The sequence below is a fragment of the Micromonospora halotolerans genome, assembly GCF_032108445.1.
Lineage (GTDB): Bacteria > Actinomycetota > Actinomycetes > Mycobacteriales > Micromonosporaceae > Micromonospora > Micromonospora halotolerans.
In genome coordinates, this window is record NZ_CP134876.1 from 6,824,140 (window position 1) to 6,850,265 (window position 26,126).

Annotated in this window: 21 protein-coding genes; 9 read left to right on the forward strand and 12 right to left on the reverse strand. The window is 74.7% G+C overall.

All coding sequences use genetic code 11. The annotated features are described in order from the left end of the window. Positions 1–23: 23 nt before the first annotated feature. Positions 24–572 carry a hypothetical protein gene (locus RMN56_RS32045; protein ID WP_313721610.1) on the reverse strand — a complete coding sequence of 183 codons (549 nt, stop codon included), beginning with the start codon at positions 570–572 and terminating at the stop codon, positions 24–26. A gap of 835 nt (positions 573–1,407) precedes the next feature. Here RMN56_RS32045 and gdhA point away from each other — a divergent pair. From gdhA to RMN56_RS32060, 3 genes are all read left to right on the forward strand, one after another. After that, positions 1,408–2,745 carry an NADP-specific glutamate dehydrogenase gene (gene gdhA / locus RMN56_RS32050; protein WP_313721611.1) on the forward strand — a complete coding sequence of 446 codons (1,338 nt, stop codon included), beginning with the start codon at positions 1,408–1,410 and terminating at the stop codon, positions 2,743–2,745. A 164-nt stretch (positions 2,746–2,909) separates the two neighbouring features. After that, positions 2,910–3,845 carry an alpha/beta hydrolase family protein gene (locus RMN56_RS32055; protein ID WP_313721612.1) on the forward strand — a complete coding sequence of 312 codons (936 nt, stop codon included), beginning with the start codon at positions 2,910–2,912 and terminating at the stop codon, positions 3,843–3,845. Then, complete coding sequence (locus RMN56_RS32060) at positions 3,842–4,273, forward strand: hypothetical protein (RefSeq protein ID WP_313721613.1); 432 nt, start codon at positions 3,842–3,844, stop codon at positions 4,271–4,273. The genes RMN56_RS32055 and RMN56_RS32060 overlap by 4 nt, the downstream gene beginning before the upstream one ends. Positions 4,274–4,348: 75 nt before the next feature. Here the strand turns inward: RMN56_RS32060 and RMN56_RS32065 are convergent, their stop codons facing one another. Further along, the gene (locus RMN56_RS32065; protein WP_313721614.1) at positions 4,349–5,101 is read right to left on the reverse strand and encodes a DedA family protein; all 753 of its coding nucleotides are present in this window, start codon (positions 5,099–5,101) and stop codon (positions 4,349–4,351) included. Between the two features lie 205 nt (positions 5,102–5,306). Between RMN56_RS32065 and RMN56_RS32070 the strand changes: the two genes are divergently transcribed. After that, entirely contained in the window at positions 5,307–6,134 is an 828-nt protein-coding gene (locus RMN56_RS32070) for an MOSC domain-containing protein (protein ID WP_313721615.1), read from the forward strand. Positions 6,135–6,144: 10 nt separating this feature from the next. Here the strand turns inward: RMN56_RS32070 and RMN56_RS32075 are convergent, their stop codons facing one another. The 5 genes from RMN56_RS32075 to RMN56_RS32095 all read right to left on the reverse strand — a co-directional run bounded on the left by RMN56_RS32075 (position 6,145) and on the right by RMN56_RS32095 (position 10,326). Then, positions 6,145–7,599, reverse strand: a complete 1,455-nt coding sequence (locus RMN56_RS32075; protein ID WP_313721616.1) for a serine/threonine-protein kinase — start codon at positions 7,597–7,599, stop codon at positions 6,145–6,147. A gap of 133 nt (positions 7,600–7,732) precedes the next feature. Continuing rightward, positions 7,733–7,936, reverse strand: coding sequence for a hypothetical protein (locus tag RMN56_RS32080; protein ID WP_313721617.1), 204 nt, complete (start codon positions 7,934–7,936; stop codon positions 7,733–7,735). Between the two features lie 2 nt (positions 7,937–7,938). Then, positions 7,939–8,985, reverse strand: coding sequence for a LacI family DNA-binding transcriptional regulator (locus tag RMN56_RS32085; RefSeq protein WP_313721618.1), 1,047 nt, complete (start codon positions 8,983–8,985; stop codon positions 7,939–7,941). A gap of 87 nt (positions 8,986–9,072) precedes the next feature. Then, the gene (locus RMN56_RS32090) at positions 9,073–9,960 is read right to left on the reverse strand and encodes a Sco1979 family transcriptional regulator (RefSeq protein WP_313721619.1); all 888 of its coding nucleotides are present in this window, start codon (positions 9,958–9,960) and stop codon (positions 9,073–9,075) included. A gap of 111 nt (positions 9,961–10,071) precedes the next feature. After that, positions 10,072–10,326, reverse strand: coding sequence for a DUF397 domain-containing protein (locus tag RMN56_RS32095; protein WP_313721620.1), 255 nt, complete (start codon positions 10,324–10,326; stop codon positions 10,072–10,074). A 250-nt stretch (positions 10,327–10,576) separates the two neighbouring features. On the opposite strand from RMN56_RS32095, the gene RMN56_RS32100 reads away from it, so the two are divergent. Then, complete coding sequence (locus RMN56_RS32100) at positions 10,577–11,212, forward strand: GGDEF domain-containing protein (RefSeq protein WP_262285270.1); 636 nt, start codon at positions 10,577–10,579, stop codon at positions 11,210–11,212. Between the two features lie 10 nt (positions 11,213–11,222). Here RMN56_RS32100 and RMN56_RS32105 read toward each other — a convergent pair whose 3' ends face one another. After that, positions 11,223–11,717 (reverse strand): type II toxin-antitoxin system PemK/MazF family toxin, encoded by a 495-nt coding sequence (locus tag RMN56_RS32105; RefSeq protein WP_313721621.1) that lies wholly within the window; start codon positions 11,715–11,717, stop codon positions 11,223–11,225. A gap of 122 nt (positions 11,718–11,839) precedes the next feature. Further along, complete coding sequence (locus tag RMN56_RS32110; RefSeq protein WP_313721622.1) at positions 11,840–13,126, reverse strand: MFS transporter; 1,287 nt, start codon at positions 13,124–13,126, stop codon at positions 11,840–11,842. 75 nt (positions 13,127–13,201) lie between these two features. Between RMN56_RS32110 and RMN56_RS32115 the strand changes: the two genes are divergently transcribed. Together RMN56_RS32115 and RMN56_RS32120 are read left to right on the forward strand one after the other, a co-directional pair. Next, a complete protein-coding gene (locus RMN56_RS32115; RefSeq protein ID WP_313721623.1) occupies positions 13,202–14,167 on the forward strand; it encodes an ArsR/SmtB family transcription factor in 966 nt (321 codons plus the stop codon). A 231-nt stretch (positions 14,168–14,398) separates the two neighbouring features. Next, the gene (locus RMN56_RS32120; RefSeq protein ID WP_313721624.1) at positions 14,399–14,821 is read left to right on the forward strand and encodes an OsmC family protein; all 423 of its coding nucleotides are present in this window, start codon (positions 14,399–14,401) and stop codon (positions 14,819–14,821) included. Between the two features lie 26 nt (positions 14,822–14,847). Here RMN56_RS32120 and RMN56_RS32125 read toward each other — a convergent pair whose 3' ends face one another. Next, positions 14,848–15,585, reverse strand: coding sequence for a class I SAM-dependent methyltransferase (locus tag RMN56_RS32125; protein ID WP_313721625.1), 738 nt, complete (start codon positions 15,583–15,585; stop codon positions 14,848–14,850). Between the two features lie 56 nt (positions 15,586–15,641). Between RMN56_RS32125 and RMN56_RS32130 the strand changes: the two genes are divergently transcribed. Next, on the forward strand, positions 15,642–16,160 hold the full coding sequence (locus tag RMN56_RS32130) for an NUDIX hydrolase (RefSeq protein ID WP_313721626.1): 519 nt from the start codon (positions 15,642–15,644) through the stop codon (positions 16,158–16,160). A 40-nt stretch (positions 16,161–16,200) separates the two neighbouring features. After that, positions 16,201–17,436 carry a hypothetical protein gene (locus tag RMN56_RS32135; protein WP_313721627.1) on the forward strand — a complete coding sequence of 412 codons (1,236 nt, stop codon included), beginning with the start codon at positions 16,201–16,203 and terminating at the stop codon, positions 17,434–17,436. A gap of 40 nt (positions 17,437–17,476) precedes the next feature. Here RMN56_RS32135 and RMN56_RS32140 read toward each other — a convergent pair whose 3' ends face one another. After that, on the reverse strand, positions 17,477–22,966 hold the full coding sequence (locus RMN56_RS32140; protein WP_313721628.1) for a non-ribosomal peptide synthetase/MFS transporter: 5,490 nt from the start codon (positions 22,964–22,966) through the stop codon (positions 17,477–17,479). Beyond that, complete coding sequence (locus RMN56_RS32145; protein ID WP_313721629.1) at positions 22,966–26,085, reverse strand: non-ribosomal peptide synthetase; 3,120 nt, start codon at positions 26,083–26,085, stop codon at positions 22,966–22,968. Before RMN56_RS32145 ends, RMN56_RS32140 begins: the two co-directional genes overlap by 1 nt. Positions 26,086–26,126 lie beyond the last annotated feature (41 nt).

A 26,126-nucleotide genomic window follows, 5' to 3' on the forward strand; every position in this document is an offset into this window, starting at 1 on the left:
GCCAGCGGTCGGTTCTGTTTGGGTCAGCTGTTCCAGTGCTGGGCGACGATGTCGGTGGCCTGCTGCTCCCACTGGGCGTAGGCGTCCGGGTAGGCCGAGACCTGCACGGTCTGCGCGGCCTCGGTCAGCGGCATGGTCTCCCAGCCGTCGACCTGCTTCAGACCCTTCTCGAAGGCCAGGGTCGCGTACTCGGGGTTGGTGATCTGCTCCGGCGTACCCCAACCACTGGAGGGGCGCTGCTGGAACAGGCCCAGCGAGTCGTGGTCGTTGGCGTCGCCGAGGTGGCCGAGGTTCTCCAGCTTCGACTCCTGCAGGCTCGTGGCGATCGAGATCACCGCGGCCCGCTCGGGCAGACCGGCCTTCTTCGTCGCCGCGATGATCGCCTTCGCGTTCGCGAGCTGCTCGTCGTTCAGGTCGATGTGGGACTGGGCGCCCTGCACGGTCGCCACGGCGGCCGGCTTGCCCTCGACGGGGCGGGCGTCAGCGTGGGCGGCGACCGGACCGGCGAAGACACCACCGGTGAAGGCCAGACCAGCAATACCCAGCACACTCTTACGCAGCATCGTGTTCATGGGGGATGGCTCCATTCGCGGGTCGGCGCACCACCACACCGACCGGGGGGGTCGGCTCTTAGCTGGTGGGCGCAAGCACCGTCAGGCGCTCAAGAAAGTCTCAAGGGGGATCATCCAGCGGACGGGGCGGGGGCCTCTTCGTCGCGCCGGGACCATGTACAACGACCGACCAACCACCATCATTCCCGGGGGCCGGGCACGGGTAGCGGGGCGGGGCGGCCCCGTCGGGCGGGGCGTGGTCCTCGGTCGTGCACCGGGTATAACGACCCCCACCCACCCGGCATTCCACCGCCGGGATGCCGCCGGTCACCCCGCGAACCGGACACCACACCCAAGGCAGGACGGTCGGTGGAACGGTATGGGTGTATCCCGGCACCGGAGACACCCACAGCATTCCACTCACCGCCCGCGTCAGCGCCCGAAACGGACATCCACCCCAGCCTGGGGCTGCCCCTGTCGGCGCAGCGTGATGCCGAGGGATGCATCGACGCGGCGGCCCCCACCCCACCCACGGGCCACCCAGCCACCCGCCCACCCAGCCCCGCCCGCTTTGCTCTGCAGCCATCCACGCACCACCTCCGCTCCGCGCCCGCTGCGTCGATGGCTGCAGAGCAAAGGCGGTGGTGGGGCACCTGTCGACCCGGCGGCACCTGCCGCGTTGCCTGGAGGCGGCAGCCCCGGTGCTGTTGGCGGCGTCCAGCCGCGCGGGCGTCCCTCGCCCGCCTCCAGATCAACTCGTCGACCGCCACGGTGAACCGGACGACCGTGACGATCCGTACCCCGGGGCGGTGACGGCGACGAGGCCGGCGCCGGGACCGAAAGGGGCGTGTCCGTGATGCCGGAGACCGTCGAGACGGTGTTCGCGAACGTGGTCAAGCGGAACCCGGGTGAGCCCGAGTTCCATCAGGCCGTCCGGGAGGTGCTGGAGAGCATCGGGCCGGCCCTGGCCCGCCACCCCGAGTACGCGCACGCGTGCGTCATCGAGCGGATCTGCGAGCCGGAGCGGCAGGTCATCTTCCGGGTGCCGTGGGAGGACGACCACGGCCGGGTCCGGGTGAACCGCGGTTTCCGGGTGGAGTTCAACAGCGCGCTGGGCCCGTTCAAGGGCGGGCTGCGGTTCCACCCGTCGGTCTACCTGGGGATCGTGAAGTTCCTCGGTTTCGAGCAGATCTTCAAGAACGCGCTGACCGGCCTGCCGATCGGCGGCGGCAAGGGCGGGGCGGACTTCGACCCGAAGGGCCGCTCGGACCGGGAGGTGATGCGGTTCTGCCAGAGTTTCATGACCGAGCTGTACCGGCACATCGGCGCGCAGACCGACGTGCCGGCCGGGGACATCGGGGTGGGTGGCCGGGAGATCGGCTACCTGTTCGGCCAGTACAAGCGGATCACCAACCGGTACGAGTCGGGTGTGCTGACCGGCAAGGGGCTGGCGTACGGGGGCGCGCAGGTGCGGCGGGAGGCTACCGGTTACGGGGCGGTCTTCTTCGCCGAGGAGATGCTGAGGCAGACCGGGGACAGCCTGGACGGCAAGCGGGTGGTGGTCTCCGGTTCGGGCAACGTGGCCATCTACGCGATCGAGAAGGTGCACCAGCTCGGCGGCACGGTGGTGGCCTGCTCCGATTCGGACGGCTACGTGCTGGACGAGAAGGGCATCGACCTGGCCCTGCTCCGTGAGCTGAAGGAGGAGCGCCGGGCCCGGCTCGACGACTACGTGCGGCACGTGCCGCACGCCGTGGCGGTCTCCGGTCGTACCGTCTGGGAGGTGCCCTGCGATCTGGCGCTGCCCTGCGCGACGCAGAACGAGATCGGCGGCGCGGAGGCCGCGGCGCTGGTCGCCGGCGGCTGTGTCGCGGTGGTCGAGGGGGCGAACATGCCCACCACGCCGGAGGCGGTGCGGATCCTGGGCCGGGCCGGGGTGCGGTTCGCCCCGGGCAAGGCCGCGAACGCCGGCGGGGTGGCGGTGAGCGCCCTGGAGATGCAGCAGAACGCCAGCCGCGACTCGTGGACGTTCGCCCAGTCGGAGCAGCGGCTGCGCGAGACGATGCGGGACATCCACGCCCGCTGCTGGGCCACCGCGGAGGAGTACGGCCTGCCGGGCGACTACGTGGCCGGCGCGAACATCAACGGCTTCCGGCGGGTGGCGGAGGCGATGCTGGCGCACGGCCTGGTGTGAGCGGCCACTGTGGGCGGACCGGCCGAATCTGGCTGACCGTTCGGTCAGTCAACGATTGACAGGCTTCGAGGCCCGTCCTAGGTTCAGGGCGCTACCGGCCGGTAGGCATCCGTCCCGCCTGGCCGCCCCGGTCCGGGGCGGCACCCGTCCCCGGGGGAGCACCGATGCTGACCTCATCCACCCGCTTCCTGCGCCGGCTGCTCGCCGTCGGCGCGACCCTCACCCTCGCGGTCGGCCTCGCCGGCGCCGCGCCCGCCGTCGCCGCCGCGCGCGACGACGGCACCCAGCCACTGCCCGGCTACACCATCAGCAATCCGCCGTTGGCACCACTGGTGATCGACGGCGCCACCACCACCGTCCGGCAGGGCGTGCACGCGCACACCGGCTTCATCATCGAGACCCCCGCCAGGTGGAACGGCGACCTGGTGATGTGGGCGCACGGCTACCGCGGCCAGGGCACCGTGCTCTCCCCCGAGCCGCCCGCCTACGACCTGCGGCAGCGGATGTTGGCGCAGGGGTACGCGTGGGCGTCGTCCTCCTACGACCGCAACGGCTACGACATCCGCTCCGGCGTGCTCGGCACCCGCGAGCTGGCCGACTTCTTCGCCGACACGGTGAAGCGGCCGAGGCGGGTGCTCATCGCCGGCGTCTCGATGGGCGGGCACATCATCGGCCGCTCCCTGGAGCAGTACCCGGGCTACTACGACGGCGCGCTGCCGATGTGCGGGGTGCTCGGCGACCAGGAGCTGTTCGACTTCTTCCTCGACTACAACCTGGTCGCGCAGGCTCTCGCCGGGGTGCGCGCGTACCCGACGCCGGACGACTACCTGACCAACGCGGTGCCGCGGATCCAGATGGCGCTCGGGCTCGCCGACCTGAAGCCGGGCGGCCCGGACACCACCAACGACCTCGGCAAGCAACTGCGGGCCATCACGGTCGAGCGGTCCGGCGGCCCGCGGCCCGGCGCCGACGCCGCCTTCGCGGTCTGGAAGGACTTCCTGTTCAGCATCACCGTCACCGACGGCGGGGACTCTCCCGCCCAGCGCCCGGGCCAGCTCGCCACGAACCTGCTCACCCGGTACTCCCCGAACAGCCCTTGAACGTCAACGCCACGGTGCAGCGGGTCGCGCCGGAGAATCTGTGGCAGCGGCTGTCCCCGACGCTGACCGAGGTGCCGCGGATCAGCGGCCGACCCACCGTGCCGGTGCTCACCCTGCACGACCTGGGCGACCTGTTCGTGCCGTTCGGGATGGAGCAGGCGTACGCCCGGGACGTCGCGTGGCACGGCCGCAGCCGGCTGGTCGTGCAGCGGGCGATCCGGGCCGCGCAGCACTGCGAGTTCAGCCCGGCCGAGGCCGGCGCCGCCTGGGACGACCTGGTCTCCTGGGTACGCACCGGCAAGCGCCCGGCCGGCGACGCGGTCACCGATCGGAAGGCGGTGGCGGCGCCGGACTTCGGCTGCCGGTTCAGCGACCCGGCCGCCTGGACAGCCGGCTCCGGAACCCGTCGCCTGTACGCGCCCTGCTGACCGCCCGTCCAACCCGCCGCTGGCCGGCACCCCGCGTCCCGGGGTGCCGGCCAGCGGTCCGTCAGCTCGGCAGCGTCAGCGGTCCTCGGGCTCCTCGGGGGTCCACCAGCCACCCCGGTACAGGGTGCCGCGGGGCGGCTCGGCCGGGGCGGGGCGGGGGCGGCGCGCCCGGCGTACCCGGCTGAACACGAACCAGCCGACCGCGCCCACGCAGACCACGATGACCACGTTCTGCAGCGTCCCGACGTACGCCTCCACGACGTGCCAGTTCTCGCCGAGCAGGTAGCCGGCCAGCACGAACGCGCTGTTCCAGACGAGGCTGCCCAGCGTGGTGAAGAGCAGGAAGACCGGCACGGGCATCCGTTCCACGCCGGCCGGGATGGAGACGAGACTGCGGAAGATCGGAATCATCCGGCCGAAGAACACCGCCTTGACGCCGTGCCGGAGGAACCACGCCTCGGTGCGGTCGACATCCTCCAGTTTGACCAGTGGCAGCCGGCCCACGAGGGCCCGCATCCGGTCCCGGCCGAGGGCCGCGCCGATCTGGTAGAGGGCCAGCGCTCCCAGCACCGACCCGAGCGTCGTCCACGCGATGGCCCCGATCAGGCTCATCCGCCCCTGGCTGGCCGTGAACCCGGCCAGCGGCAGGATCACCTCGCTGGGGATGGGCGGGAAGAGGTTCTCCAGGGCCACCGCGAGGCCGGCCCCGGGGCCGCCGAGCCGTTCGACCAGGCCGGTGACCCAGCCGACGGGTCCTTCGCCGGCCGGCTCCGCGGCGCGCGGGGCCGCCACCCGGGGACCGACGAGGAGTTGCGCGTTTCCGATCATCCGACAACGTTACGAGGGGACGGGACCGGCGACCACGAAAACCTCCGCGGGCGGGTCGTGGTTCGCCGTCCGGCCCGGACCGGCGGCGTCGGCCCGGTGACCTACGGTGGGGCGGTGGGGCGGCCGGGCCCCGGGGGGCGGGGAGCCGATGACGGGCAGCATGCCGGGTGGGCGGGGACGACCCGGGACGACGGGTGGCGGACCGGTGATCGGGCGGGTGGTGCGCATCCGGCGTTACCCGGTCAAATCGCTGCTCGGTGAGGACCTCGACGCCGCCGCCGTGGACGAGGCCGGGTTGGCCGGGGACCGGCGGCTGGCCCTGCTGCACCGGGAGACCGGGCGGGTGGCGAGCGCCAAGAACCCGTACCGGTGGCGGGCGCTGACCACGCTGGCGGCCACGGGCGGCGACGGCGCGGTGCGGATCACGCTGCCCGACGGCCGCAGCGTGTCGGCCGGCGACGACGGGGTGGACGACGTGCTCTCCACGCTGCTCGGCGAGCCGGTGACGCTGATCGACACCCCGCCGCCGGACGCGGTGCTCGAACGGTCCCGCCCCGAGGAGGTGCTCGCCGCCGGGGTGGCCGTGCCGGTGCCCGTGGAGGAGGGGCGGCTCGGGGGCGCGGCGCCGCCGGGCGGCTTCGTCGACTTCGCCCCGGTGCACCTGCTGACCACCGCGACGCTGCGCCGGGTCGGGGCGGAGCTGCCGTCCGGCGCGGTGGACCCGGTGCGCTACCGGCCGAACCTGGTGCTGGACACCGCCGGCGCCGGGTTCGAGGAGAACGACTGGCCGGGTCGGGAGCTGCGGGTCGGCGCCGAGCTGGTGCTGCGGGTGCTGGCGCCGACACCCCGCTGCGCGGTGCCGACGCTGGCGCACGGCACGCTCCCCCGCGAGCCGGAGGCGCTGCGCGTACCGGCCCGGCTGAACCGGGTGGTGCCGCTGGACGGGATGGCGCCGCAGCCGTGCGTCGGCGCGTACGCGCAGGTGGTGCGCGCCGGGCAGGTCCGGGCGGGTGACCCGGTCCGGCTGACCTGAGCCGGGCGGCTCAGCCCTCGCCCCGACCGCCCTCGCGCAGACCCGCGTACGCGTCGAGCAGGTCCTGGAGGGCGGCGGCGGTGTCGTCGTCGAGCTTGCCGTCCTCGGCCAGGTCGTCGATCCGCTCACGCAGGTCCTCGGCCCGCTTGGCCCGGTCCCTGGGCTTGCCGCGGTCCAGTTGGGCGGCCTTCTCGCGCAGGTCGTTCGCGGTCTTCGGGTCGAGCCGGCCGTCGGCCACCGCCCCGTCGAGCACGTCGGCGAACTGCGCGGCGAGCTGGCGCAGGGTGACCGGCGCGGGCCGGGTGCCGGCCGGGCCGGAGGTGGCCGGCGCGGACGGCTCCGACGGGCCGGGCTCCTCGGCCGGTCCGGTGCCGGTCGAGGGACCGGTCGACAGCCCGACGACCGGCCCGGCGCCGGTCGTGGTGTCGGGGTCGTGGTCGAGCAGCAGCGTGCCGACCAGGGCGAGCAGCAGCACCACCCCGGCGGCGACGAGCACCCCGACGAGCCGGTTCGACCGGGCGGCCGGCCGCGCGGGCGGCGGCGGGACCGGGCGGGGCGCCCGCTCGATCAGCGTCGGCGGGTGCTCCGGCCGGGACACGGTGGGCAGGATCGCGGTGGGCGGGTCGGCCGGGCGGCCGGCGCCGAGCCGGGTGGCGAGCTGGGCGGCGGTGGGCCGGCGCGCCGGGTCCACGGCCAGGCAGGCCAGGGTGAGCTCGGCGACGTCGGCGGGCAGCCCGGGGATGCGCAGCGGCGGCACCGGGGGGCGGTGGGCCTGCACGTCGAGCACGTCGTCCCAGGTCTGCACGGGCAGCGGGGCGCGCCCGGTGAGGGTGCGGTAGAGCAGGGCGCCGAGGGCGTACACGTCGCTGGCCGGGTTCGCCGGGCCGGGGGTCATCCGTTCCGGCGCGAAGTACGCCGGGGTGCCCATCAGCAGTTCGCCGGTCTGCCCGGCGAGGGGGTGCCGCGGCCCGGCCAGGGTGGCGATGCCGAAGTCGAGAACTTTCGCCCCGGTCTCGGTGAGCATCACGTTGCCGGGCTTGATGTCGCGGTGCACCACGCCGATCCGGTGCGCGGCGGCCAGGGCGGCGGCGATCTGCCCGGCCAGCTGGACGGCCTCCGGCCAGGCGAGCGGCCCCGCGGTCAGCCGGTCGGTGAGGGTCTGGCCCTCGACCAGCTCCATGACCAGGTAGGGCACCACCGAGGCGTCGGGGAGGGTCGCCTCGCCGTAGTCGTACACCTGGGTCACGTGCGGGTGGGTGAGCCGCGCCGCGGCGCGGGCCTCGCGCTGGATGGTGGCGCGCAGCTGCGGGTCGGCGGCGAGCTGGGTGGCGAGGGCCTTGACCGCGACGGGGCGGTGCAGCACCTCGTCGTCGGCCCGCCACACCTCGGACATCCCGCCGAGCCCGATGCGCTCGCGCAGGACGTACCGGTCGTGCAGCCGGAGCGAGGGCGTGAACGGCGACATGGTGGTCCAGTGTGCCTGGCCGCAGGGGCGACGCACCAACCCGGTGCCCGGTTCCGCGCCGATCGGGCGCTTCTCGACCGAACGGGGCGCCGGCCGGGTGGTGCGGGCCACCCGGCCGGGCGGTCGACCGGGGTCAGGACCGGCAGCTGGGCATCGCGGCCGGGCGGGGCTCCATCCGGTCGGCGAGGCGGCGCAGGGCCGCCGCGGCGGCCAGCCGGGTGGGCGCCAGCCGGGGGGCGCGGGGCCGGTCGGGGCGGACCGGGGCGTCGGGGCGGGCGGAGTTCACGTGCCGCGTCACGGCGTCGACGGCGAGGACGAATCCGGTGGACTGTTCCATGGTCAACTCCTGGGGACGGGACCGGTGGAGGTCCGGATGACGAGGTCGGTGGGGAGCAGGAGGTGGCCGGCGGCCGGGTCGGCCGGCGGCTCCAGCAGCAGCGCGGCGGCGAGCCGACCCTTCTCCTCGGCCGGCTGCCGGACGGTGGTCAGCCCCGCGTCGGCGGCCTCGGCGACGTCGTCGAAGCCGGTGACCGAGAGGCCGGAATGCGGGCCGGCCGCGTCGAGCACGCCGAGCGCCAGCACGTCGGAGCAGGCCAGCACGGCCGTGGGCGGGTCGTCGCCGGCCAGCACCGGTGCGATGGCCGCGGCGGCGGCGGCTCGGCTGTTGCCGGCGGCGTTGACCACGGTGATCTCCGGCCAGGCGACGCCGACGGCGGCGAACGCGTCGGCGAACCCGCTGAGCCGGCCGTGGGTCGTGGGGCGGGGGGCGTCGCCGGGATCGGCCAGCCGCAGCGGCCCGGGCGGCGCGTCGGGCAGCACGGTGTCGCCGAGCAGGGCCACCCGCCGGTGCCCGAGGCCGGCGACGTGGGCGGCGACGGACCGGGCGGCGGCGCGCTCGTCGATGCCGACGAAGCGGTCGGCGGGGCCGGCCGCGGCGGGGGCGGTGGTGACGAGGGGCAGCCCCCGGTCCCGGATCGCCCCGAGCACGTGCTCCTCGTCGCCGACGCAGTAGACGCAGAAGCCGTCGACCGCGGCGTTGTCGACGGCGGCCCGGGCCCCTTCGCGGTCCCGGGGCAGGGGCACCAGCAGCAGGCTGGCGCCGTGCTGCTCGGCCACCTGCCCGACACCGGCGAGGAAGCGCACCGCGAACGGGTCGGTGAAGGCGTAGGACAGCTCGGAGGTGAACAGGACGCCGATCGCGCCGACGAAGCCGCGGCGCAGGGAGCGGGCGGTCGGGTCGGGGCCCGGGTAGCCGAGGCGGCGCGCGGCCTCGAGGATCTTCGTTCGCAGGGCCGCGGACAGCTGGTCGGGCCGGCTGTAGGCGTTGGAGACGGTGCTGCGGGAGACGCCCACCGCGTTCGCGACGTCCTGCAGGGTCGGCTTCACCGGTCTGCCCTTCTGGATCGATTCAGTACTGTATCGATTCAGAAGCTACTCCGCCGCTCGGCGGACGTCAATCGGAAACCGTCCCGGTCAGGCCGGGTAGAGCTCGTCCCGGATGCGGGCCAGCAGCTCGGGGGTGCGCTCGGGCGGCGCGGCCTCGCCGCACAGCCGCTCCATCGCGGTCCCGTAGTGGTCGAGGTCGTCGCGCTTGTCGAGATAGACCGCGCTGGTCAACTGCTCGATGTAGACGATGTCCGGCAGGTCCTGGTCGCCGAAGCGCAGGATGCTGAAGGCCCCACCGGCGGCGGCGTGCCCGCCCGCGTCGAACGGGACGATCTGGAGCCGGACGTGCGGCACGGCGGTCGCCTCGATGAGCGCGTCCACCTGCTCGCGCATCACGGCGGCGCCGCCGACGGGCCGCCGCAGCACCGCCTCGTCGAGCACCGCCCAGAGCTGCGGCGGATCGCCACGGCGCAGCAGTCCCTGGCGTTCCATCCGCAGGCGCACGCGCCGGTCGACCTCCGCCGGCGGCGCGTCGCGGTGGCCCAGCAGGACCACCGCCCGGGCGTACGCGGGGGTCTGCAGCAGCCCCGGGACGAACTGCACCTCGTACGTGCGGATCAGCGTGGCGGCGGCCTCCAGCCCCAGGTAGGACTGGAACCAGCCGGGCAGCACGTCACCGTAGCGCTGCCACCAGCCGGGGCTGTTCGCATCGCGGGCCAGCCTCAGCAACGCCGCCCGCTCGTCCGGCGCGGTGACGCCGTAGAGGGTGAGCAGGTCGGCGACGTCGCGCTCCTTGAAGCCGACCCGGCCCAGCTCCATCCGGCTGATCTTGGACTCGGAGGAGCGGATCTCCCAGCCGGCGCTCTCCCGGCTCACCCCGGCGCCCTCCCGGAGCCGGCGCAGCCGGACCCCGAGCAGCATCCGCAGCACGGTCGGACCGCTGGTCGGGCCTCCCTCGACGGGCACCGTCGTCACCTGGCCGTCCTTTGCCGACTGTCCGCACCGGACGCCCCAGCCCGGCGAGGAGTAAGCATGCCATGGACCGACAGTGAGGTGAACTCCTCCGGACGGAGGAGGCCGGTCCCGTCAGCGGGACGGCGGGCGGGCGATCAGGTGGTCGAAGTCGCCGTCGCGGGCGCCGAGCACGAACGCGGCGATCTCGTCGACGGTGTAGATGAGCGCCGGCCCCTCGGGGTGGCGGGAGTTGCGCACCGCGATGCCGCCGCCGTCCGGCAGCTCGGCCAGCTCGACGCAGTTGCCGCTCGGGTTGCTGCGGCGGCTCTTCAGCCACCGCACCGGCGGCAGCTCGGAGGTGGGTACGCCGTTCGCGGGGTGGGGCACAGGGGCGTCCTTCGTGGGAAGAGCCAGCCGATGCCGCGGGGAGGAGCGGTGGGTGGCGACGGGGGCTGTCGACAGAGGACGGATGCACGTGCATCTGCTATTGCATCTGCAATGGACAGCGAGCATGATATCGCACGTGCGGTGTACCCGGACGTTCACGTTCGGTTACCCGGATCCCGGTTGCGAGCAGACAGAACAGGTCCGGCCCGGCACCGTCCGGCGAGGCCGGGGCCGCGGTGAGGGAGGGTGCGTGCCGGATCCGATGACCGTCGCCTCCGGCATCTCCGCAGCTGGCGCCCTGGTCTCCGCCTGGCAGCTACGCCGCCGGGCGCTGCGCGCCGAGGCCGAGATCGAGCTGCTCCACGCCGAGCTGGCGGCCGAGCGGCATGCGGCCAGCCACGACCCGCTCACCGGGCTGCCCAACCGGCGGGCCTTCTTCCGGCTGGCCGCCACCCTGCTCACCGACGCCGCCGGCAAGCCGCTCGTGGCGATCGTGCTCGACCTCGACGATTTCAAGCAGGTCAACGACCGCTACGGCCACGCCGCAGGCGACCAGGTGCTGGTCAGCGTGGCGCAGCGGCTGGCCGCGTTCGCCGGGGACAACCTGGTCGCCCGGCTCGGCGGCGACGAGTTCGCCGGCCTGCTGGTCAGCCCGACGGTGGACCGGCGGTGGATCGAGCACGCCACCCGCCGGCTCTGCGAGGCGCTCGCCGCGCCCATCCCGCTGGGCGCCCGCAGCGTGCGGGTGACCGCCTCGGTGGGGCTCGCCCCGGTGCACGGCCCCACCCAGCTCACCGACGCGCTGTGCCGGGCCGACGCCGCCATGTACCAGGCGAAGACGGTCGGCGCCGCCCGCGCGGCCCGCCAACTCGTCGGCGAGTGCTGAGCGGCGCCCGTCAGCGCCAGCCGTAGCCGGCCCGCAGCGCCTGGCCCACCCGGTCGAACCGGCGCCGGTCCAGCACCGCACCCTCGCGGCGGATGCTGTCCTCGCGCATGGTGAGCACCCGGTCCAGGCGGACCCAGCTCGGCCGCTGGTCCCGGTCCCACTCCCCCGGGCCCAGCGCCAGCCAGTGCCGCTGGCCGTCACGGTCGCTCTGGCTGGACAGCATGAGCCCGAACAGCGTGCGGCTCTGCCGGCCCACCACCAGCACCGGGCGGTCCTTGCCCTGGCGGGGGTCGTCCTCGTACGGCACCCAGGTCCAGACGATCTCCCCCGGGTCCGCCTGCCCGTCCGGCTCCGGCGCGTACGCCAGCTCGCGCCGCTGCAGCACGGTGACCTGGCGGCGCCGGGCGACCTGAGCCGGGATCGGCCGGGCGGTACGGGTGGGCGCGGCGGCGCCCCCGGCGATCCGGCCGAGCCGCGACGCCACGTTCCTCAACAGACCTGCCACGGCGGGCAGCCTATCCCCGGCCCCGCTCTCGCGCCTCGCGGGGGAACGCCGTGACCCGGCCGGGGCCGGTTCGGCAGCAGCGCCGATTTGACGGGCCCTGGCCCACCAGCGCGACGAGCACCTCACCCGGTGCCGGCGGCAGGGCTTCCGGGGGCGTCGAGGGTCTGCCGGCGCATCGGGGAGCGCAGGATCGGCACCCACACCAGCGCGAGCGCGGCGCAGGCGACCCAGGTGGCGGCGCGCGGACCGGCGTGGTCACCGACGTATGCCGCCGTCGCCGCGCCGAGCGTGAGCGCGCCACTGAACATCACGCGCAGGGTGCCGTTGACGCGTCCCAGCAGCCGTGACGGCGTGACGTGCTGGCGGAACGACATGAGGACCACCCCGTCGAAGCCGACCTTGAAGATCACCAGTGCCCACGCCACCGCGGCGACCAGCCCGGGAACGGGCTGACCGACGAGCGGCAGCACGAGCGAGACCGGGGCGATGGCCAGCCCGATCGCGAGCACCGACCGGCCGGCGCCGAAGACTCTCGACATCCGCTGCCCACCGAACACCCCGAGCAGGCCACCGATTCCGCCGGCACCGAGGAAGAGGCCCAGTTGGCTCTCCGACCAGTGCAGTTCCTGCACCAGGAGAAGCGGCAGCATCGCCACCGTGCCCGCGGTCGCAAAGTTCACGAGCGCGCCGGCCGCGGCGATCGCACGCAGCGTGTGGTTGCGCCGGACGAACGACAGGCCTTCCCGCACCTCAGCCGCGAGCGAGCGTCGTACGACGTCGACCCGACGCGGCTCCGGCCGCTCGATGCGGCGGATCCAGAGCGCCGACCACAGGTAGCCGAGCGCCGTCGCGACCAGGACCGCCGCCGCTGTCGACAGGCCGATCAGCCAGCCGGCCAGCGCGGGTCCGCCGATCAACGCCATCTGGTCCACGACGCCGAGTCGCCCGTTGGCCGCGACCAGGCGCCCGCCGTCGCCACCCCCGAGAAGGTCCGGCAGGTGGCTCTGCATCGCGACGTCGAAGAAGACGGTCGCGACGCCGTTGAGGAACACCACCACCCAGAGCTGGGTCATGGTCAGGGCGGAAGCCGCGGCAGCGACCGGCACCGAGCCGATCAGCACGAATCGGGTCAGATCCATGGCGACCATCACCGGGCGACGAGCAACCCGGTCCAGCCATGCGCCCGCCGGCAGCCCGAGCAGCAGGAACGGGGCCGTACCCGCAGCGGCCAACGAACCCGCCGCGCCCGGCCCGGCGCCGAGCGACGTGATCGCGACGAGCGGAACGGCCACCTTGGCGATGTTGAAGCCCCATTTCGCCGCAACCGCGGCCACGAGGTAGCGAGCGAAGTCGCGGGGCAGGGACCGGGCAGCGGCGTGCCCGCGACGTGAGGCGTACTGGATCGACATGCCCGAACCTTCGGCGTCGGCCGCCGCAGTGCGCCAACGATTCGCATTACAGTGAATCCTCGTGGAGCCGATCTGATGCTGCGGATGTCACTGTCCCTGGCCGACCTCGCGAGTATCAGGTTCGCGATCTCCCCCGCCTGGGAGGTCGTCGCGAGTCTGCGTGTCCTCCGCGATCCCGGTGCGCACGCCGTGCACCTGCCCTGGGTGACCCGACACCGTGCCACGGTGCTGGCCTCACCCGGCCTGCGTCAGCTGCGCGACCTGGTGATCGCACCGGAGCGGCACCTGCCGGGCTTCCTCGCGCCGGCGCCGCACTCACCGGTCGCCGAGCCCGAGGCGGAGTTCGCGGCGGTGCGGGAGACGCCGGCGGCGGTCGTGCGCGAGGAGCTGGACGCGGTATACGGCGACCGGCTGCCGGCCTCACTGTCGGACCTGCGCCGCGCGCCCCGCCGTACCCTGCCGATGATCGTGGGCCAGATGCGGACCTACTGGGGCCTCACGCTCGCACCGCACTGGGGTCGGATGCGCGGGATCCTGGAGGGCGACGTGATGTTCCGGGCGCGGCGGCTGGCGGACGACGGTCCGCAGCGGATGTTCCCCGAACTCGATCCCGCGATCTCGTGGTCCGACGACGTCCTGTCCGTGGACCGGCCCAGTCTGGACCGGGACTACGAACTCGGCGGTCGCGGCCTGGTGCTCGTGCCGTCGCTGTTCGCGTGGCCGAACGTCTTCGTCAAGGCGTCCGAGCCCTGGGCTCCGGTGCTGCGATATCCCACCCGAGGCGTGGGCGCGATGTGGCACAGCGAGCCGCCCGCGGCCGACCTCGCCCCGGTGATCGGCCAGGCTCGCGCAACCCTTCTGGTCGAGCTCGCGACGCCGTCGACGACGACGTCGCTGGCCCGCCGCACCGGGCTGACCCCGAGCGGGGTCTCGGCCCACCTCACGCGACTCGTGAACGCCGGCCTGGTCACGCGGCGGCGGGCCGGGCGCCTGGTCTTCTACCTGCGTACCCCGCGAGGCGACGCGATCCTGGGCGGCTGACACAGCCGTCCGGGCGGCCTTCGAGCCGGCCGACCCGCAGCGGCCTCACCGAGCCGCTCCCGCTGGTCACCGCGGCCACCGCGCCGTGGGAGCGGACGCCGTTCGAGCGGCCGTACCCGCTGCCGGCCGACGTAGCCCGGGTGGCCGACGCCGGTTCGGACTGAAGCGACGATCGCCGCCGGCCGGCCCGGGGTGGTTGACTCGGCCTGGCCGGAAGCGGAGGTGGTCGGCATGACCTTCGAGGTACGTACGCGCAGCCTGCCGGGCCGGCCCGCGGCGATCGGCGCGGCGGGCCCGTTCACGCTGGTGGTGGACCGCCCTGCGGACGGCGGCGGCGACGGGCTCGGCTTCAACGGCGGGCAGCTGCTCTACCTGGCGGTGGCCGGCTGCGTGTCCAACGACCTGTTCCGCGAGGCGCGGGCCGCCGGGATCACGTTGCACCGGGTCGAGGTGACCGTGCACGGCGACTTCACCGGCGACCCGGCGGTCTCCACCGAGGTCGGCTACGACGTGCGGGTCGAGGGCGATGCGGCCGAGGCGCGGTTGCGCGACCTCGTGGCCCGGGTGGACGCCATCGCGGAGATCCCCAACTCGCTGCGCCGGGGCACTCCGGTTCGGCTGCGGCACGCCGAGGTGGCGGGCACCACCGGCTGACCGGGCCGGCGTCAGGCGGGCACGGGTCAGGCGGGGCGGCGGGCCAGGACGAGCGTGGTGCGCAGGTCGAGGACCACGCTGCCCCCGAACCCGTCGATCGTCGCGACGAGCGCGGCGAGGACCCGCTCCCGCAGTGCGGGCGGGCGGCGCAGCTGCGGTGAGAAGGTGGCGACCAGCCGCAGGTAGGCCGCGGTGTCCAGCGGCAGGTCGCGGCGGTACAGCGACGCTCGGACGTCGGTGAAGAGGCCGCTGCCCGCGATGTCGTCGCGGAACCAGGTCTCGGGGCGGTCGGCCTGCCGCTGCGGGTCGGCCGACTCGAACGCCGCCCGGATGGCCGCACGCTGGGCCGGGTCGACGTAGTCGTAGCGGTGGCCGAAGACGGCGAGGGTGCCATCGGGGCGCAGCGCGTCGTGCGCGCGCCGGTTGCGGGTGGCCGGGTCGAGCCAGTGCCACGCCATGGCACAGGCCAGCGCCGACACGCCGCCCGCCGGCGGGGTCCACTCCTCGAAGGCGGCCGTCTCCACGTCGACCTGCGGGAAGCGCGCGGCCAGCACCGCTGCCATCCGGGGGTCCGGCTCGACGCAGACGGTCGGCGCGCCGAGGCCGAGCAGGGTGGCGGTGGCCAGGCCGGTGCCGGCGCCCACCTCGGCCAGGAGGTCGGGCGTTCCGCCGTGGTAGGCGCGGATCGCCGCGACGATCTCGGCCGGATAGCCTGGGCGGGCCTCGTGGTAGGCGCCGGCCACCTCACCGAAGAGCTGCGACATGATCGCCATCATGGCAGGGCCGGCCGGTCGCCGCCGCCGGAGAGGGAGGGAATGCCGTGGATCCGGAACTGCCCGACGACCTGCCGTTGTTCGAGCGGGAGGCGGTCCGGCTGGTGGTGCTGGACGCCACCGAGCGGGTGCTGCTGTTCCACACCCGCGACCCGGACCATCCCGTGCTGGGCACCTGGTGGGAGCTGCCCGGCGGCGGGCTCGACCCCGGGGAGACCTACCTGGAGGCGGCGGTGCGGGAGCTGCGCGAGGAGGCCGGCATCGTGGTCGCGCCGGCGCAGGTGGGCGCGCCGACCTGGCGGCGGCGGGCCAGTTTCCGGCATCGGCAGCGGCGGCACCTCCAGGACGAGGTGGTCGTGCCGGTACGGCTGCCCGGGCCGGGGCCGGACGTGGACGAGGCGGACCGGCTGGACTACGAGGTGGAGGACTACTTCGGGTTCCGCTGGTGGCCGGTGGCCGACGTGATCGCCGAGCGCCCCCGCTGCTACCCGGGACGACTGCCGGAGCTGCTACCGGCGTTCCTCGCCGGCGAGGAGATCGACGAGCCGTTCGAGCTGTGGTCCTGACGGGCGTGCCGTGAGCCGCGCCGACCGGCACAGTGGAGCGGTGAACCCACTCCACGCACCCCTGGCCCACTACGCCGAGCGGCTGCACCGCGCCGCCGGCGACGCCCACCAGGTCGCCTCGACGCTGGGCGCCTGGCTGCTGCTCGCGCTGACCGGCCCGGCGGCCACCGGGGAGGCCCGGGCGACCCTCACCGAGGCGCTCGGCACCGACGCGGACGACGCCGCCGCGGCGGCCCGCGCGCTGCTCGCCGAGCCCCACCCGCTGGTCGCCGCGGCGACCGCGCTGTGGGAGCGGACGCCGTTCGAGCAGCTGGCCGCCTGGCGGGCCGGCCTGCCGGAACGCACCGAGCGGGGCCCGCTGCCCGACCAGGCGGCGCTGGACGCCTGGGCCCGGGAGCGCACCGGCGGCCTGATCGAGCGGTTCCCGGTCGTCGTCGCCCCGGACACCCTGCTGATCCTGGCCAGCGCGCTGGCCACCCGGGTGTCCTGGGCCGACCCGTTCCAGGTGGCGCCCGCCGCCGAGCTGGGGGCCGGCAGCGCCTGGGCCGGCCGGCTGCGGCGGGTGCTGCGCACGCCGCCGTGGGGGCACCGCTGCTGGGTGGCGGCCACCGACCGGGCCGGCGACGTGGCGGTGCACGTCGCGCCGGCGCGACCGGCGGACGACGGGGCCGGCCTGCTGGTGGTGTCCGTGGCCGCCGCGCCGGACGTGCCGGCGGTGGACGTGCTGGCCGCCGCGCAGGAGCTGGGCGCGACGGCCGCCACCGTTCCGGCCGGGACCGAGCCGGGTCGCCGGTCGCTGTTCGACCTGCCGCTGGGCGAGACGCCGCTGTGGACGCTGCGGGAGGAGCCGACCCGGACGTTCGCCCGGGACGGCCGGGAGGAGCGGGCCGCGGCGGTGCTGCCCTGCTGGTCGGCGGAGAGCCGGCACGACCTGACCCCGGCCGGGTTCGGCTTCGACGGGGCGGCGCGGGCGCTGGGCGCGCTGCTCGGGCTGGCGGAGCCGCCGTTCGAGGCGGTGCAGTCGGCGGTGGCCCGGTTCGGGCGGTACGGCTTCGAGGCCGCCGCGGTGACGGCGTTCGGCGTCGCGGCCGGGCTGCCGCCAGAGGGGGTCGCCCGGGTCGCGGAGCTGCGGTTCGGGCACCCGTACGCGGTGGTGGCGGTGGCCACCGACGAGGCGGGCGGGCCGTGGCACGGGCTGCCGGTCTACTCGGGGTGGGTGGCCGAGCCGGCGGAGCTGCCCGAGGAGGAGGTGGCGGACCCGCCGGTGCAGTGGTGAGCGTGGGGGGCCTCCGGCCGGAACCGGAGGCCCCCGTGGCTCAGACGGCGACCTTCTCCCGCTCGGCGGCCCGGGCGGCGAGCCGCCGCTCCCGCTCCTGCGCGCCGATCAGGTCGTCGGGCAGGGAGTCCTCGACCTCCAGGTCGAATCGGCGAAGCAGGCGGATCGCGAAGCCGCCGAGGGTGATGAGGATCAGGGCCACCCCGAAGCAGACGTACGCGAAACCGATGCCGCGGCCCGGTCCGGTGCCGATCACCGCGCCGACCGACCCGGCCAGCGCCCCGCCCGGGGCGAGCATCGGCTCGAACAGGACGGTGGCGCCCGGCGCGAGCAGCGCGAACCCGATGGGCAGGGTGGACCAGGCGATGGTCTGGTTGAGGCTGAACACCCGGCCGTGGAAGCGCTGCGGCACCTTGACCTGGACGATGGTCGCGTAGATCGACTGTGCGGTGGTCATGGCCATGGCCAGCCAGCACATGCCCACGCAGATCATCGCGAGCGAGGCGTCCAGCCCGATCAGGACGCAGCCGATCGCGGTGCCCAGGTTGCCGATGAGCACGCCGATCATCCGTCGCTTGCGCGGGCCGCCCCAGAGCGACATGAGCACGCCGCCGGCCACCGCGCCGACCGCCTCGGCGAGGGCCACCTGGGCCACCTGGGTTGGGCTGCCGAAGGACAGCACCAGCGGGGTGGTGAGCACCAGCGCGGGCGCCAGGAAGATGTTGCCCAGCGCGAAGTAGCCGAGCATCAGCCGGAAGCCGCGGTGCTGCCAGGAGTAGCGCATCCCGTTGGCGATGGCCACCAGCAGCCGCTCCCGGGGCCGCCAGCCGAGCAGGTCGGGAAAGCGGACCACGGCCAGGGTGAGCACGGCGACCACATAGCTGGCCACGTCGATGAGCAGGATGCCCTTCAGGTCGATCGCGGCGAGCAGGCCGGCCGCGAAGACCGGCATGAGCAGGGTGGCCACGCCGGTGGAGAGCTGGGTGATGCCCATGGCGTGACCGAGGTAGCGCTTCGGCACGAGCTGCGGCACCGCCGACTGGAACGCGATCCGCTGGAACGACCCGGCGACCGAGCTGAGCGCGACCAGCAGGTAGATGTGCCAGAGCACCAGGTTGTCGGTCCACAGCAGGCTGGCCAGGACCAGCTGGATCGAGCCGGCCACGGAGCTGGCCAGCATCATGATCCGGCGCCGGCTGACCCGGTCGACGATGGCGCCGGCCACCGGGAGCATGAGCACGCCGCAGATCAGCGCGAGCGCCCAGAGCAGACCCAGGTCGGCCACCGACCCGGTCCGGTTGAACAGCCAGATCGGCAGGGCGAACGCGGTCAGCGCCGAGCCGGTGCTGGAGACGAGCTGCCCGACGGTGATCGACAGGAAGCGGGCCATGCTCGGCTTGACCGTCGTGGCCGCCGGCCGCTCCTCCGCGCCGACCCGGAGCCGGTCGAGGACCGCCCAGCCGGCGTCCTCGCCCCGGGCCTGCGGGCCGAGGTCCGTGACGTCCCCGGCGACCACGGCCGGGTGCACCCGGGTGACGATCTCGGCCAGTTCCTCGGCCCGGTACTTCAGGAAGAAGTGCCCGGCCTGGTCGAGGACGACCAGCCCGAGGGTGTCGCTGAGGAACTGCCACTCGGCGTACCGCTCGCGGTAGTAGTCGGTGACCGGGTCCTCGGAGCCGACCACCGAGATGATCGGGGCGCGCAGCTTCGTGGCCCGCTGGTCGAGCAGCCGGGTGAAGTACTCCTCGGAGGCGCGGGAGTCGGCCCGCATGTTGCTGATGATCCGGTCGGCCTGCTCCGGGTCCAGCTCGTCGGTGTCCACGCCCATCGACTTGAGCCAGCTGGCGTAGTGCTTGTTGCTGCGCAGCTGTTCGAGCCGGTTGCGGGCGGCCGCGAAGAGGCCCTTCGGGCGGGCGAACGGGAACATCGCCCCGATGTAGACGGCGTCGAGGTCCCGCCCGGCCGCCTCGACCTTGCGGGCCACCTCGGCGACGATGGCGCTGCCCACGCCGCAGTGGCCGTAGAGGGCCAGCGGCCCCTCGACCCGTTCCAGGATCTCCTCGGCCACCCGGGTGGTCAGCTCGTCGAACGGCAGCGCATCCTCGCTGAGGCCGACGTCGTGGCCGGGGATGGCCAGGGACCACAGCGCGTGCCCGGGCGGCAGCGCGTCGGCGAGCGGCTGGTAGACGATGGCGCTGCCGCCGCCGTACGGGACGCAGACGTAGGTGAGCACCCGCTGGGCGGCGGGGGTCGGCTTGGTCAGCTCGTAGAGCAGCCGGCGCGGGCCGGCCTCGGCGGCGTCGCCGGCGATGAACGCGGCCAGCTCGCGGATCGTCCGCTGCTGGAACAGGTCCATGACGCCGACCGCCCGGCCGCCCAGCTCCGCCTTGCGGATCTTCGCGACCACCTGGGTGGCGAGCATCGAGTGCCCACCCAGGTCGAAGAAGTCGTCGTCGATGCCGAGCGTGTCGACGCCGAGCACCTCGGACCAGATGGCGGCGAGCGCGCGCTCGGTGTCGTCGCGCGGCTCGACCAGGGCCACCGACGCCTCGCGGGTGACCACGGGCGCTGGCAGCGCCGTGCGGTCGAGCTTGCCGTTCGGGGTCAGCGGTAACGCGTCGAGGGTGACGAACGCGGCCGGCACCATGTATTCCGGCAGGGTGTCCTTGAGCGCCGCCTTCAGCGCCGCGTGCTCGGCCGGCCCGACCAGGTACGCGGTGAGCCGCTTGTCGCCCGGGCTGTCCTCGCGGACGATCACCGCGGCCTCGGTCACCCCGGGCTGCTCGCGCAGCGCGCTCTCGATCTCGCCCAGCTCGATGCGCAGGCCGCGCAGCTTGACCTGGTGGTCGATCCGGCCGAGGAACTCGATGACCCCGGCCCCGTCCGGTCCGACGACCCAGCGGGCCAGGTCGCCGGTGCGGTAGAGCCGGGCGCCCGGCTCACCGGACCAGGGGTCGGGGACGAACTTCTCGGCGGTCAGCGCCGGCCGGCGGTGGTAGCCGCGGGCCAGCCCGACGCCGCCGATGTGCAGTTCCCCGGCCACCCCGACGGGGCATTCGGCGCCGGCCGGGCCGAGCACGTGCAGCCGCAGGTTGGCGATCGGCGCGCCGATCGGCACGCTCGCCGCCACGGCCAGCCGGGCCGGGTCGCAGTGCCAGGCCGTGACGTCGATGGCCGCCTCGGTCGGCCCGTACAGGTTGTGCAGGCCGCACCAGGGCAGCCGGGCCGTGAAGTCGAGCGCGGAGGCCAGCGGCAGCTCCTCGCCCGAGCAGATCACCCGGCGCAGCGCGGTGGCCGCCTCGATGCCCTCCTCGCCGAGGAAGACCGTCAGCATGGACGGGACGAAGTGGGCCGTGGTGATCCGCTCGGCCACCAGCAGGTCGCGCAGGTAGCCGGCGTCCTTGTGGCCGCCCGGCTTGGCGAGCACCAGCCGGGCGCCGGTGCGCAGCGGCCAGAAGAACTCCCAGACCGAGACGTCGAAGCTGGCCGGGGTCTTCTGGAGCACCGAGTCGTCGCCGCCGAGGCCGTAGGTCTTCTGCATCCAGTCGAGCCGGTTGACGATGCCCCGGTGGGTGTTCGGCACGCCCTTGGGCCGGCCCGTCGAGCCGGAGGTGTAGATGACGTACGCCAGGTGCTCGGGGCCGGCCGTGGGTGCCGGGTCGGTGGCCGGCTGGTCGGCCCACACCGTGGCGTCGTCGAGGGCGAGCACCGTGGCGGCGGTGGCCGGCAGCACGTCGCGCAGGTGCTCCTGGACCAGCACCACCGGCGCGTCCGCGTCGGTGACCATGAAGGCGAGCCGGTCCGCCGGGTACTCCGGGTCCAGCGGCAGGTAGGCGCCGCCGGCCTTGAGCACGCCGAGCAGGCCGGCGACCAGCTCGACGGAGCGTTCCGCGCAGACCCCGACCAGGGTCTCGGGGACGACGCCGGCGGCGCGCAGCCGGTGCGCGATGCGGTTGGCCGCCGCGTTCAGCTCGGCGTACGTGAGGCTGCGTCCCTCGATGGTGACGGCGACCGCGTCCGGGGTGGCGGCGGCGCGCTCCTCGATCGGGCCGTGCAGGGTCTCGTCGCGCGGGAAGTCCGCGGCCGTGTCGTTCCACCCGGCCAGCAGCGCCCGCTCGTCGGCGGGCAGCAACGCCAGCCGGGAGACCGGGGTGTCCGGCGCGGCCACGATCGCGGCCAGCAGGGTGGTCCACCGCCGCGCCATCCGCTCGACGGTGTCCCGGGTGAACAGGTCGGTGTTGAAGACCAGCTTGCCCCAGAGCCCGTCGACGGTCTCCACCGCGTGCAGCTCGAAGTCGAACCGGGTGGCCCGCAGCTCCATGGGGGTCCACTCGAAGGTGACCTCGTCGGTCCGGGACACCCCGCGGAACCGGCCCATCTCGTAGTTCTGCAACACGAACATGGTCTGGAACACCGGGGAGCGGCTGACGTCGCGGGGCAGCCCCAGCTCGTGGACGACCTTGGCGAACGGCACCTCGGCGTGCTCGAAACCGTCGAGCACGCTGCGCCGGGTGCGCGCCAGCAGCTCGGTGAAGGTGGGGTCGCCGGCCAGCTCGGCGCGGAGCGGCAGCATGTTGATGAACATGCCGACGACGTTCTCCAACTCGGGCTCGGAACGGCCGGCCACCGAGGCGCCGACCGCGAAGTCGTCCTGGCCGGCGTGCCGGGCCAGCAGCACCTGGTACGCGGCGAGCAGGGTCATGAACAGCGTGCCGCCGGTGGCCCGGGTGAGCGCGTTGAGCGCCTCGGTCTCCGCCGGGTCGAGCTGGAACTCGACGAAGTCGCCCCGGTAGGTCTGGGTGGCCGGACGGGGCCGGTCCAGCGGCAGCTCCAGCGGGGTGATCCCGGCGAGTCGCTGCTTCCAGTAGTCGACGTGCGCCCGGGCCTGCGGCCCGTCCAGCTCCTCGGCCTCCCAGACGGCGAAGTCGCCGTACTGGATGGGCAGGGCGGGCGGCTCACCGCCGCGGTAGAGGGTGATGAGGTCGCGCAGCAGCACGTCCACCGACCAGCCGTCGCCCACGATGTGGTGCTGGCCCAGGAAGAGCACGTGGTCGTCGGCGGCCAGCCGGATGAGCAGGGCGCGCAGCAGCGGCCCGTTCGCCAGGTCGAACGGTTCGGCGGCGGCCGCGTCCACGAGGGTCTGGGCGGCGGCCTCGTCGGGGGCGTCCACGATGGTCAGCGGCACCTCGACGGACTCCTCCACCACCACGGTGGGGCGGCCGTCGGCGTCGGCCGGGAAGCGGGTGCGCTGCGACTCGTGCCGGGCGCCGAGCGCGGCCAGGGCCGCCCGCAGCGCCTCGACGTCGAGCGGGCCGCGCACCCGCAGCGGCACCGCGATGTGGTACGCCGCCTCGCCCGGGGCGAGCTGGTCCATGAACCAGACCCGCTCCTGGGCGTACGACAGCGGCACCGCCGCGCCGGGGGGCCGGGGGGTGATCCGGGCCGCGGGGGCGGCCTGGCGGGCGCGCAGCCGCTTGGCGATCAGCGCCTGCCGGGCCGCCTCGCGGGCCGGATCCTTCAGGTCGGTCATCAGCTGCTTTCCTCTTCCGCCGCGAGCAGCGCGGCGACCTCGCTGTCGGAGAGCCCGTCGAGTTCCGCGGCGATCCGCTGCTCGATCTGGGCGGCCAGGTCCGCCACCACGGGGCTGCTGAACAGCGCCCGCATGGGCAGGTCGACGTCCACTTCGGCGCGGATCCGGGCCATGGCCCGCATGCCGCGCAGCGAGTTGCCGCCGAGGGTGAAGAAGTCGTCCAGGGCGCCGACCTTCTCCACCTGGAGGATCTCGGCGTAGACCTCGGCGACCAGGGACTCGGCCTCGGTGCGCGGCGCCACGTAGGTGCCCTCGGCCGGGGCGGCGGCGGCCGGGGCGGGCAGCGCGGCCCGGTCCAGCTTGCCGTTCGGCGTCAGCGGCAGCGCGTCGAGCCGGACCAGGTGCGCCGGCACCAGGTGCGCGGGCAGCTCGCGGGCCAGCTCGGCGCGGACCGAGTCCTCGTGCGCGGGGCCGACCAGGTAGCCGACCAGGGCCGGCTCGCCGCTGTCGGTGCGCACCGCCGCGGCGGCCGCTCGGACGTCCGGGTGGGCCAGCAGGGCGGCCTCGACCTCGCCCAGCTCGATCCGCATGCCGCGCACCTTGACCTGGTCGTCGCGGCGGCCCAGGTAGTCCAGGGTGCCGTCGGGCCGCCAGCGGGCCAGGTCGCCGGTGGCGTACATGCGCGCGCCGGGCGGGCCGTACGGGCAGGGCAGGAAGCGCTCGGCGGTGAGGCCGGGACGCCGGTGGTAACCGCGGGCGAGCTGCGCGCCGGTGACGTACAGCTCGCCGACGACGCCCGGCGGGACCGGCTGGAGGGCCGCGTCGAGCAGCAGCGCGCGAGTGTTCCAGGTGGGCGTGCCGATCGGCACCGGACCCGGCGGCACCGGCTCGCCCGGGGCGATCCGGGCGGCCACGCAGCCCACGGTGGCCTCGGTCGGGCCGTACTCGTTGGTCACCGCCACGCCGGGGTGGGCGGCCCGCCAGCCGGCGAGCTGCTCGCCGGTCAGCGCCTCGCCGCCGATCACCAGGTCGGCGGTGGGCGACAGCTCGGCGTCGAGCAGCGGCAGGTGGCTCGGGGTGACCTTGAGGAACGCCGGCCGGCCGCCGGCCCGGGCGGCGGGCGAGTCGATGGCGGCGAGCCGGACCGTGCCGCCGGCGGTGAGCGTGCCGAGCAGGCCCGTGACGGTGAGGTCGAAGGAGACCGGCGAGTGCAGCAGCGCGGCCCCGGCCAGCCCCGGGTAGGTGTCCCGCGCCCACGCCAGGTAGGCGGTCACCGCCCGGTGCTCCACCACCACGCCCTTGGGCCGGCCGGTGGAACCGGAGGTGTAGAGCACGTACGCCGGGTGCTCGGGGCGCAGCGGGGCCGTCCGGTCGGCATCGGTCAGGTCGCCGCCCGGCTGGTCCGCGCCGAGCTCGCCGTCGAGCACCAGCGCCCCGCCGGGCACCAGGGCGGCGGTGTCCGGAGTGGCCACCACGAGGGCCGGCGCGGCGTCCTCCAGCAGGTACGCGATCCGCCCGGCCGGGTACGCGGTGTCCACCGGCACGTAGGCGGCGCCGGACTTCAGCACGGCGAGCATCGCCACCACCAGCTCGCAGGAGCGGGGCAGGGCGAGCGCGACGCGGGTCTCCGGGCCGGCGCCGCGGGCCACCAGCAGCCGGGCCAGCCGGTTCGCGGCGGTGTTCAGCTCGGCGTACGTGAGCGGCACGCCGTCGCAGACCAGCGCGGTGGCGTCCGGGGCGGCAGCGGCCCGCCGCTGCACCTCGTCGACGACGGTGGCCGGCGGCACCTCGCGCGCCGTGTCGTTCCAGGCCCCCAGCACCAGGTCGCGCTCGGCGTCGGTGAGCAGCGGCAGCGCGGCGACGGTGCGCTCCGGGTCGGCCACCGCGGCGGTGAGCAGCCCGACGTACCGCCGGACCACCGTCTCGGCGGTGGCCCGGTCGAACAGCGCGGTCCGGTAGACCAGCCGGCACTCCCCCGCGGTGATGTCGAAGGCCAGGTCGTCCTTCGTGGTGCCCAGCTCCACCGGGTCGAGGCCGGAGTCCGGGATGTAGTTCAGCGCGGTCTGGAAGATCGGCTGGACGGACGGGTCGCGCTGCGGGTCGACCGCCTCGACGATCTTCTGGAACGGGGTCTGCCCGTGCTCCATGGCGTCGACCAGGCCGTCCCGGACCCGGCCGAGCAGCGCGCCGAAGGACGGGTCGCCGGAGACGTCGCAGCGCAGCGCCACCGGGTTGACGAACATGCCGATCAGCGGGGCCAGCTCGGGGGTGTCGCGGCCCGCCGTGGAGACGCCGACCACCACGTCGGTGTCGCCGGAGATCCGCGACAGCAGCGCCGCGAAACCGGCCAGCAGCACCATGTACGGCGTGGCCGCCGCGCCGGCCGCCAGCGTGCCGACCCGGTCGAGCAGCCCTGCGGGCAGCTCGAAGCGCACCTCGTCGCCGGCGAAGCCGAGCTGGGCCGGGCGGGGCCGGTCCAGCGGCAGGTTGGTCACCGGCGGCGCGCCGGCCAGGTGGCCGGTCCAGAAGGCGAGCTGCCGGTCCAGTTCCGCCCCGGCGAGCTGGTCGCGCTGCCAGACCGCGAAGTCGGCGTACTGGATGGGCAGCTCGGGCACGGCGGGCTCGACGCCGGCCCGCGCGGCCGCGGCGAACGCGGCGAGTTCCGCGTGGAACAGCACCGCCGAGTGGCTGTCGAAGACGGCGTGGTGCACCACGAAGACCAGCGCCCAGGCGTCGCCGATGCGGACCAGCCGGGCCCGCCACAGCGGCGGCGTGTCCAGCGGGATCGGGGTGCGGGCCAGCTCGGCCCGGATCTCCTCGAACGCGGCCAGCCGCTCGGACTCGGGCAGGTGGCGCAGGTCGGTGGTGGGCAGCGGGACCGGCTCGTGGGCGCGGACCACCTGCACGAGCGCGCCGTCGTCGACCCGTAGGTGGGTGCGGAGCGCCTCGTGCCGGGCCACCACCCGGTTGACCACGTCGCCGGCCGCTTCGGCGTCGAGGCCGGCCGGGAAGCGCCACGGGATGGACACGTTGAACACCGGCGAGCCGGCGTCGAGCTGGTTGGCCATCCACACCCGCTCCTGGGCGAAGGAGGCCGGGAAGGTCCACTCCTGACTCATCGTTGCCGCCTTCCGTTCGCGACTGCGGGGCTCCGTTTCGC

Bases quoted from the DNA above. Each gene is read 5' to 3' on its own strand.
- RMN56_RS32110 (WP_313721622.1), bottom strand. From the start codon at position 13,126: ATGTCGATCCAGTACGCCTCACGTCGCGGGCACGCCGCTGCCCGGTCC.
- RMN56_RS32080 (WP_313721617.1), bottom strand. From the start codon at position 7,936: ATGGAACAGTCCACCGGATTCGTCCTCGCCGTCGACGCCGTGACGCGG.
- gdhA (WP_313721611.1), top strand. From the start codon at position 1,408: ATGCCGGAGACCGTCGAGACGGTGTTCGCGAACGTGGTCAAGCGGAAC.
- RMN56_RS32115 (WP_313721623.1), top strand. From the start codon at position 13,202: ATGCTGCGGATGTCACTGTCCCTGGCCGACCTCGCGAGTATCAGGTTC.
- RMN56_RS32145 (WP_313721629.1), bottom strand. From the start codon at position 26,085: ATGAGTCAGGAGTGGACCTTCCCGGCCTCCTTCGCCCAGGAGCGGGTG.
- RMN56_RS32055 (WP_313721612.1), top strand. From the start codon at position 2,910: ATGCTGACCTCATCCACCCGCTTCCTGCGCCGGCTGCTCGCCGTCGGC.
- RMN56_RS32140 (WP_313721628.1), bottom strand. From the start codon at position 22,966: ATGACCGACCTGAAGGATCCGGCCCGCGAGGCGGCCCGGCAGGCGCTG.
- RMN56_RS32075 (WP_313721616.1), bottom strand. From the start codon at position 7,599: ATGTCGCCGTTCACGCCCTCGCTCCGGCTGCACGACCGGTACGTCCTG.
- RMN56_RS32065 (WP_313721614.1), bottom strand. From the start codon at position 5,101: ATGATCGGAAACGCGCAACTCCTCGTCGGTCCCCGGGTGGCGGCCCCG.
- RMN56_RS32125 (WP_313721625.1), bottom strand. From the start codon at position 15,585: ATGTCGCAGCTCTTCGGTGAGGTGGCCGGCGCCTACCACGAGGCCCGC.
- RMN56_RS32120 (WP_313721624.1), top strand. From the start codon at position 14,399: ATGACCTTCGAGGTACGTACGCGCAGCCTGCCGGGCCGGCCCGCGGCG.
- RMN56_RS32045 (WP_313721610.1), bottom strand. From the start codon at position 572: ATGAACACGATGCTGCGTAAGAGTGTGCTGGGTATTGCTGGTCTGGCC.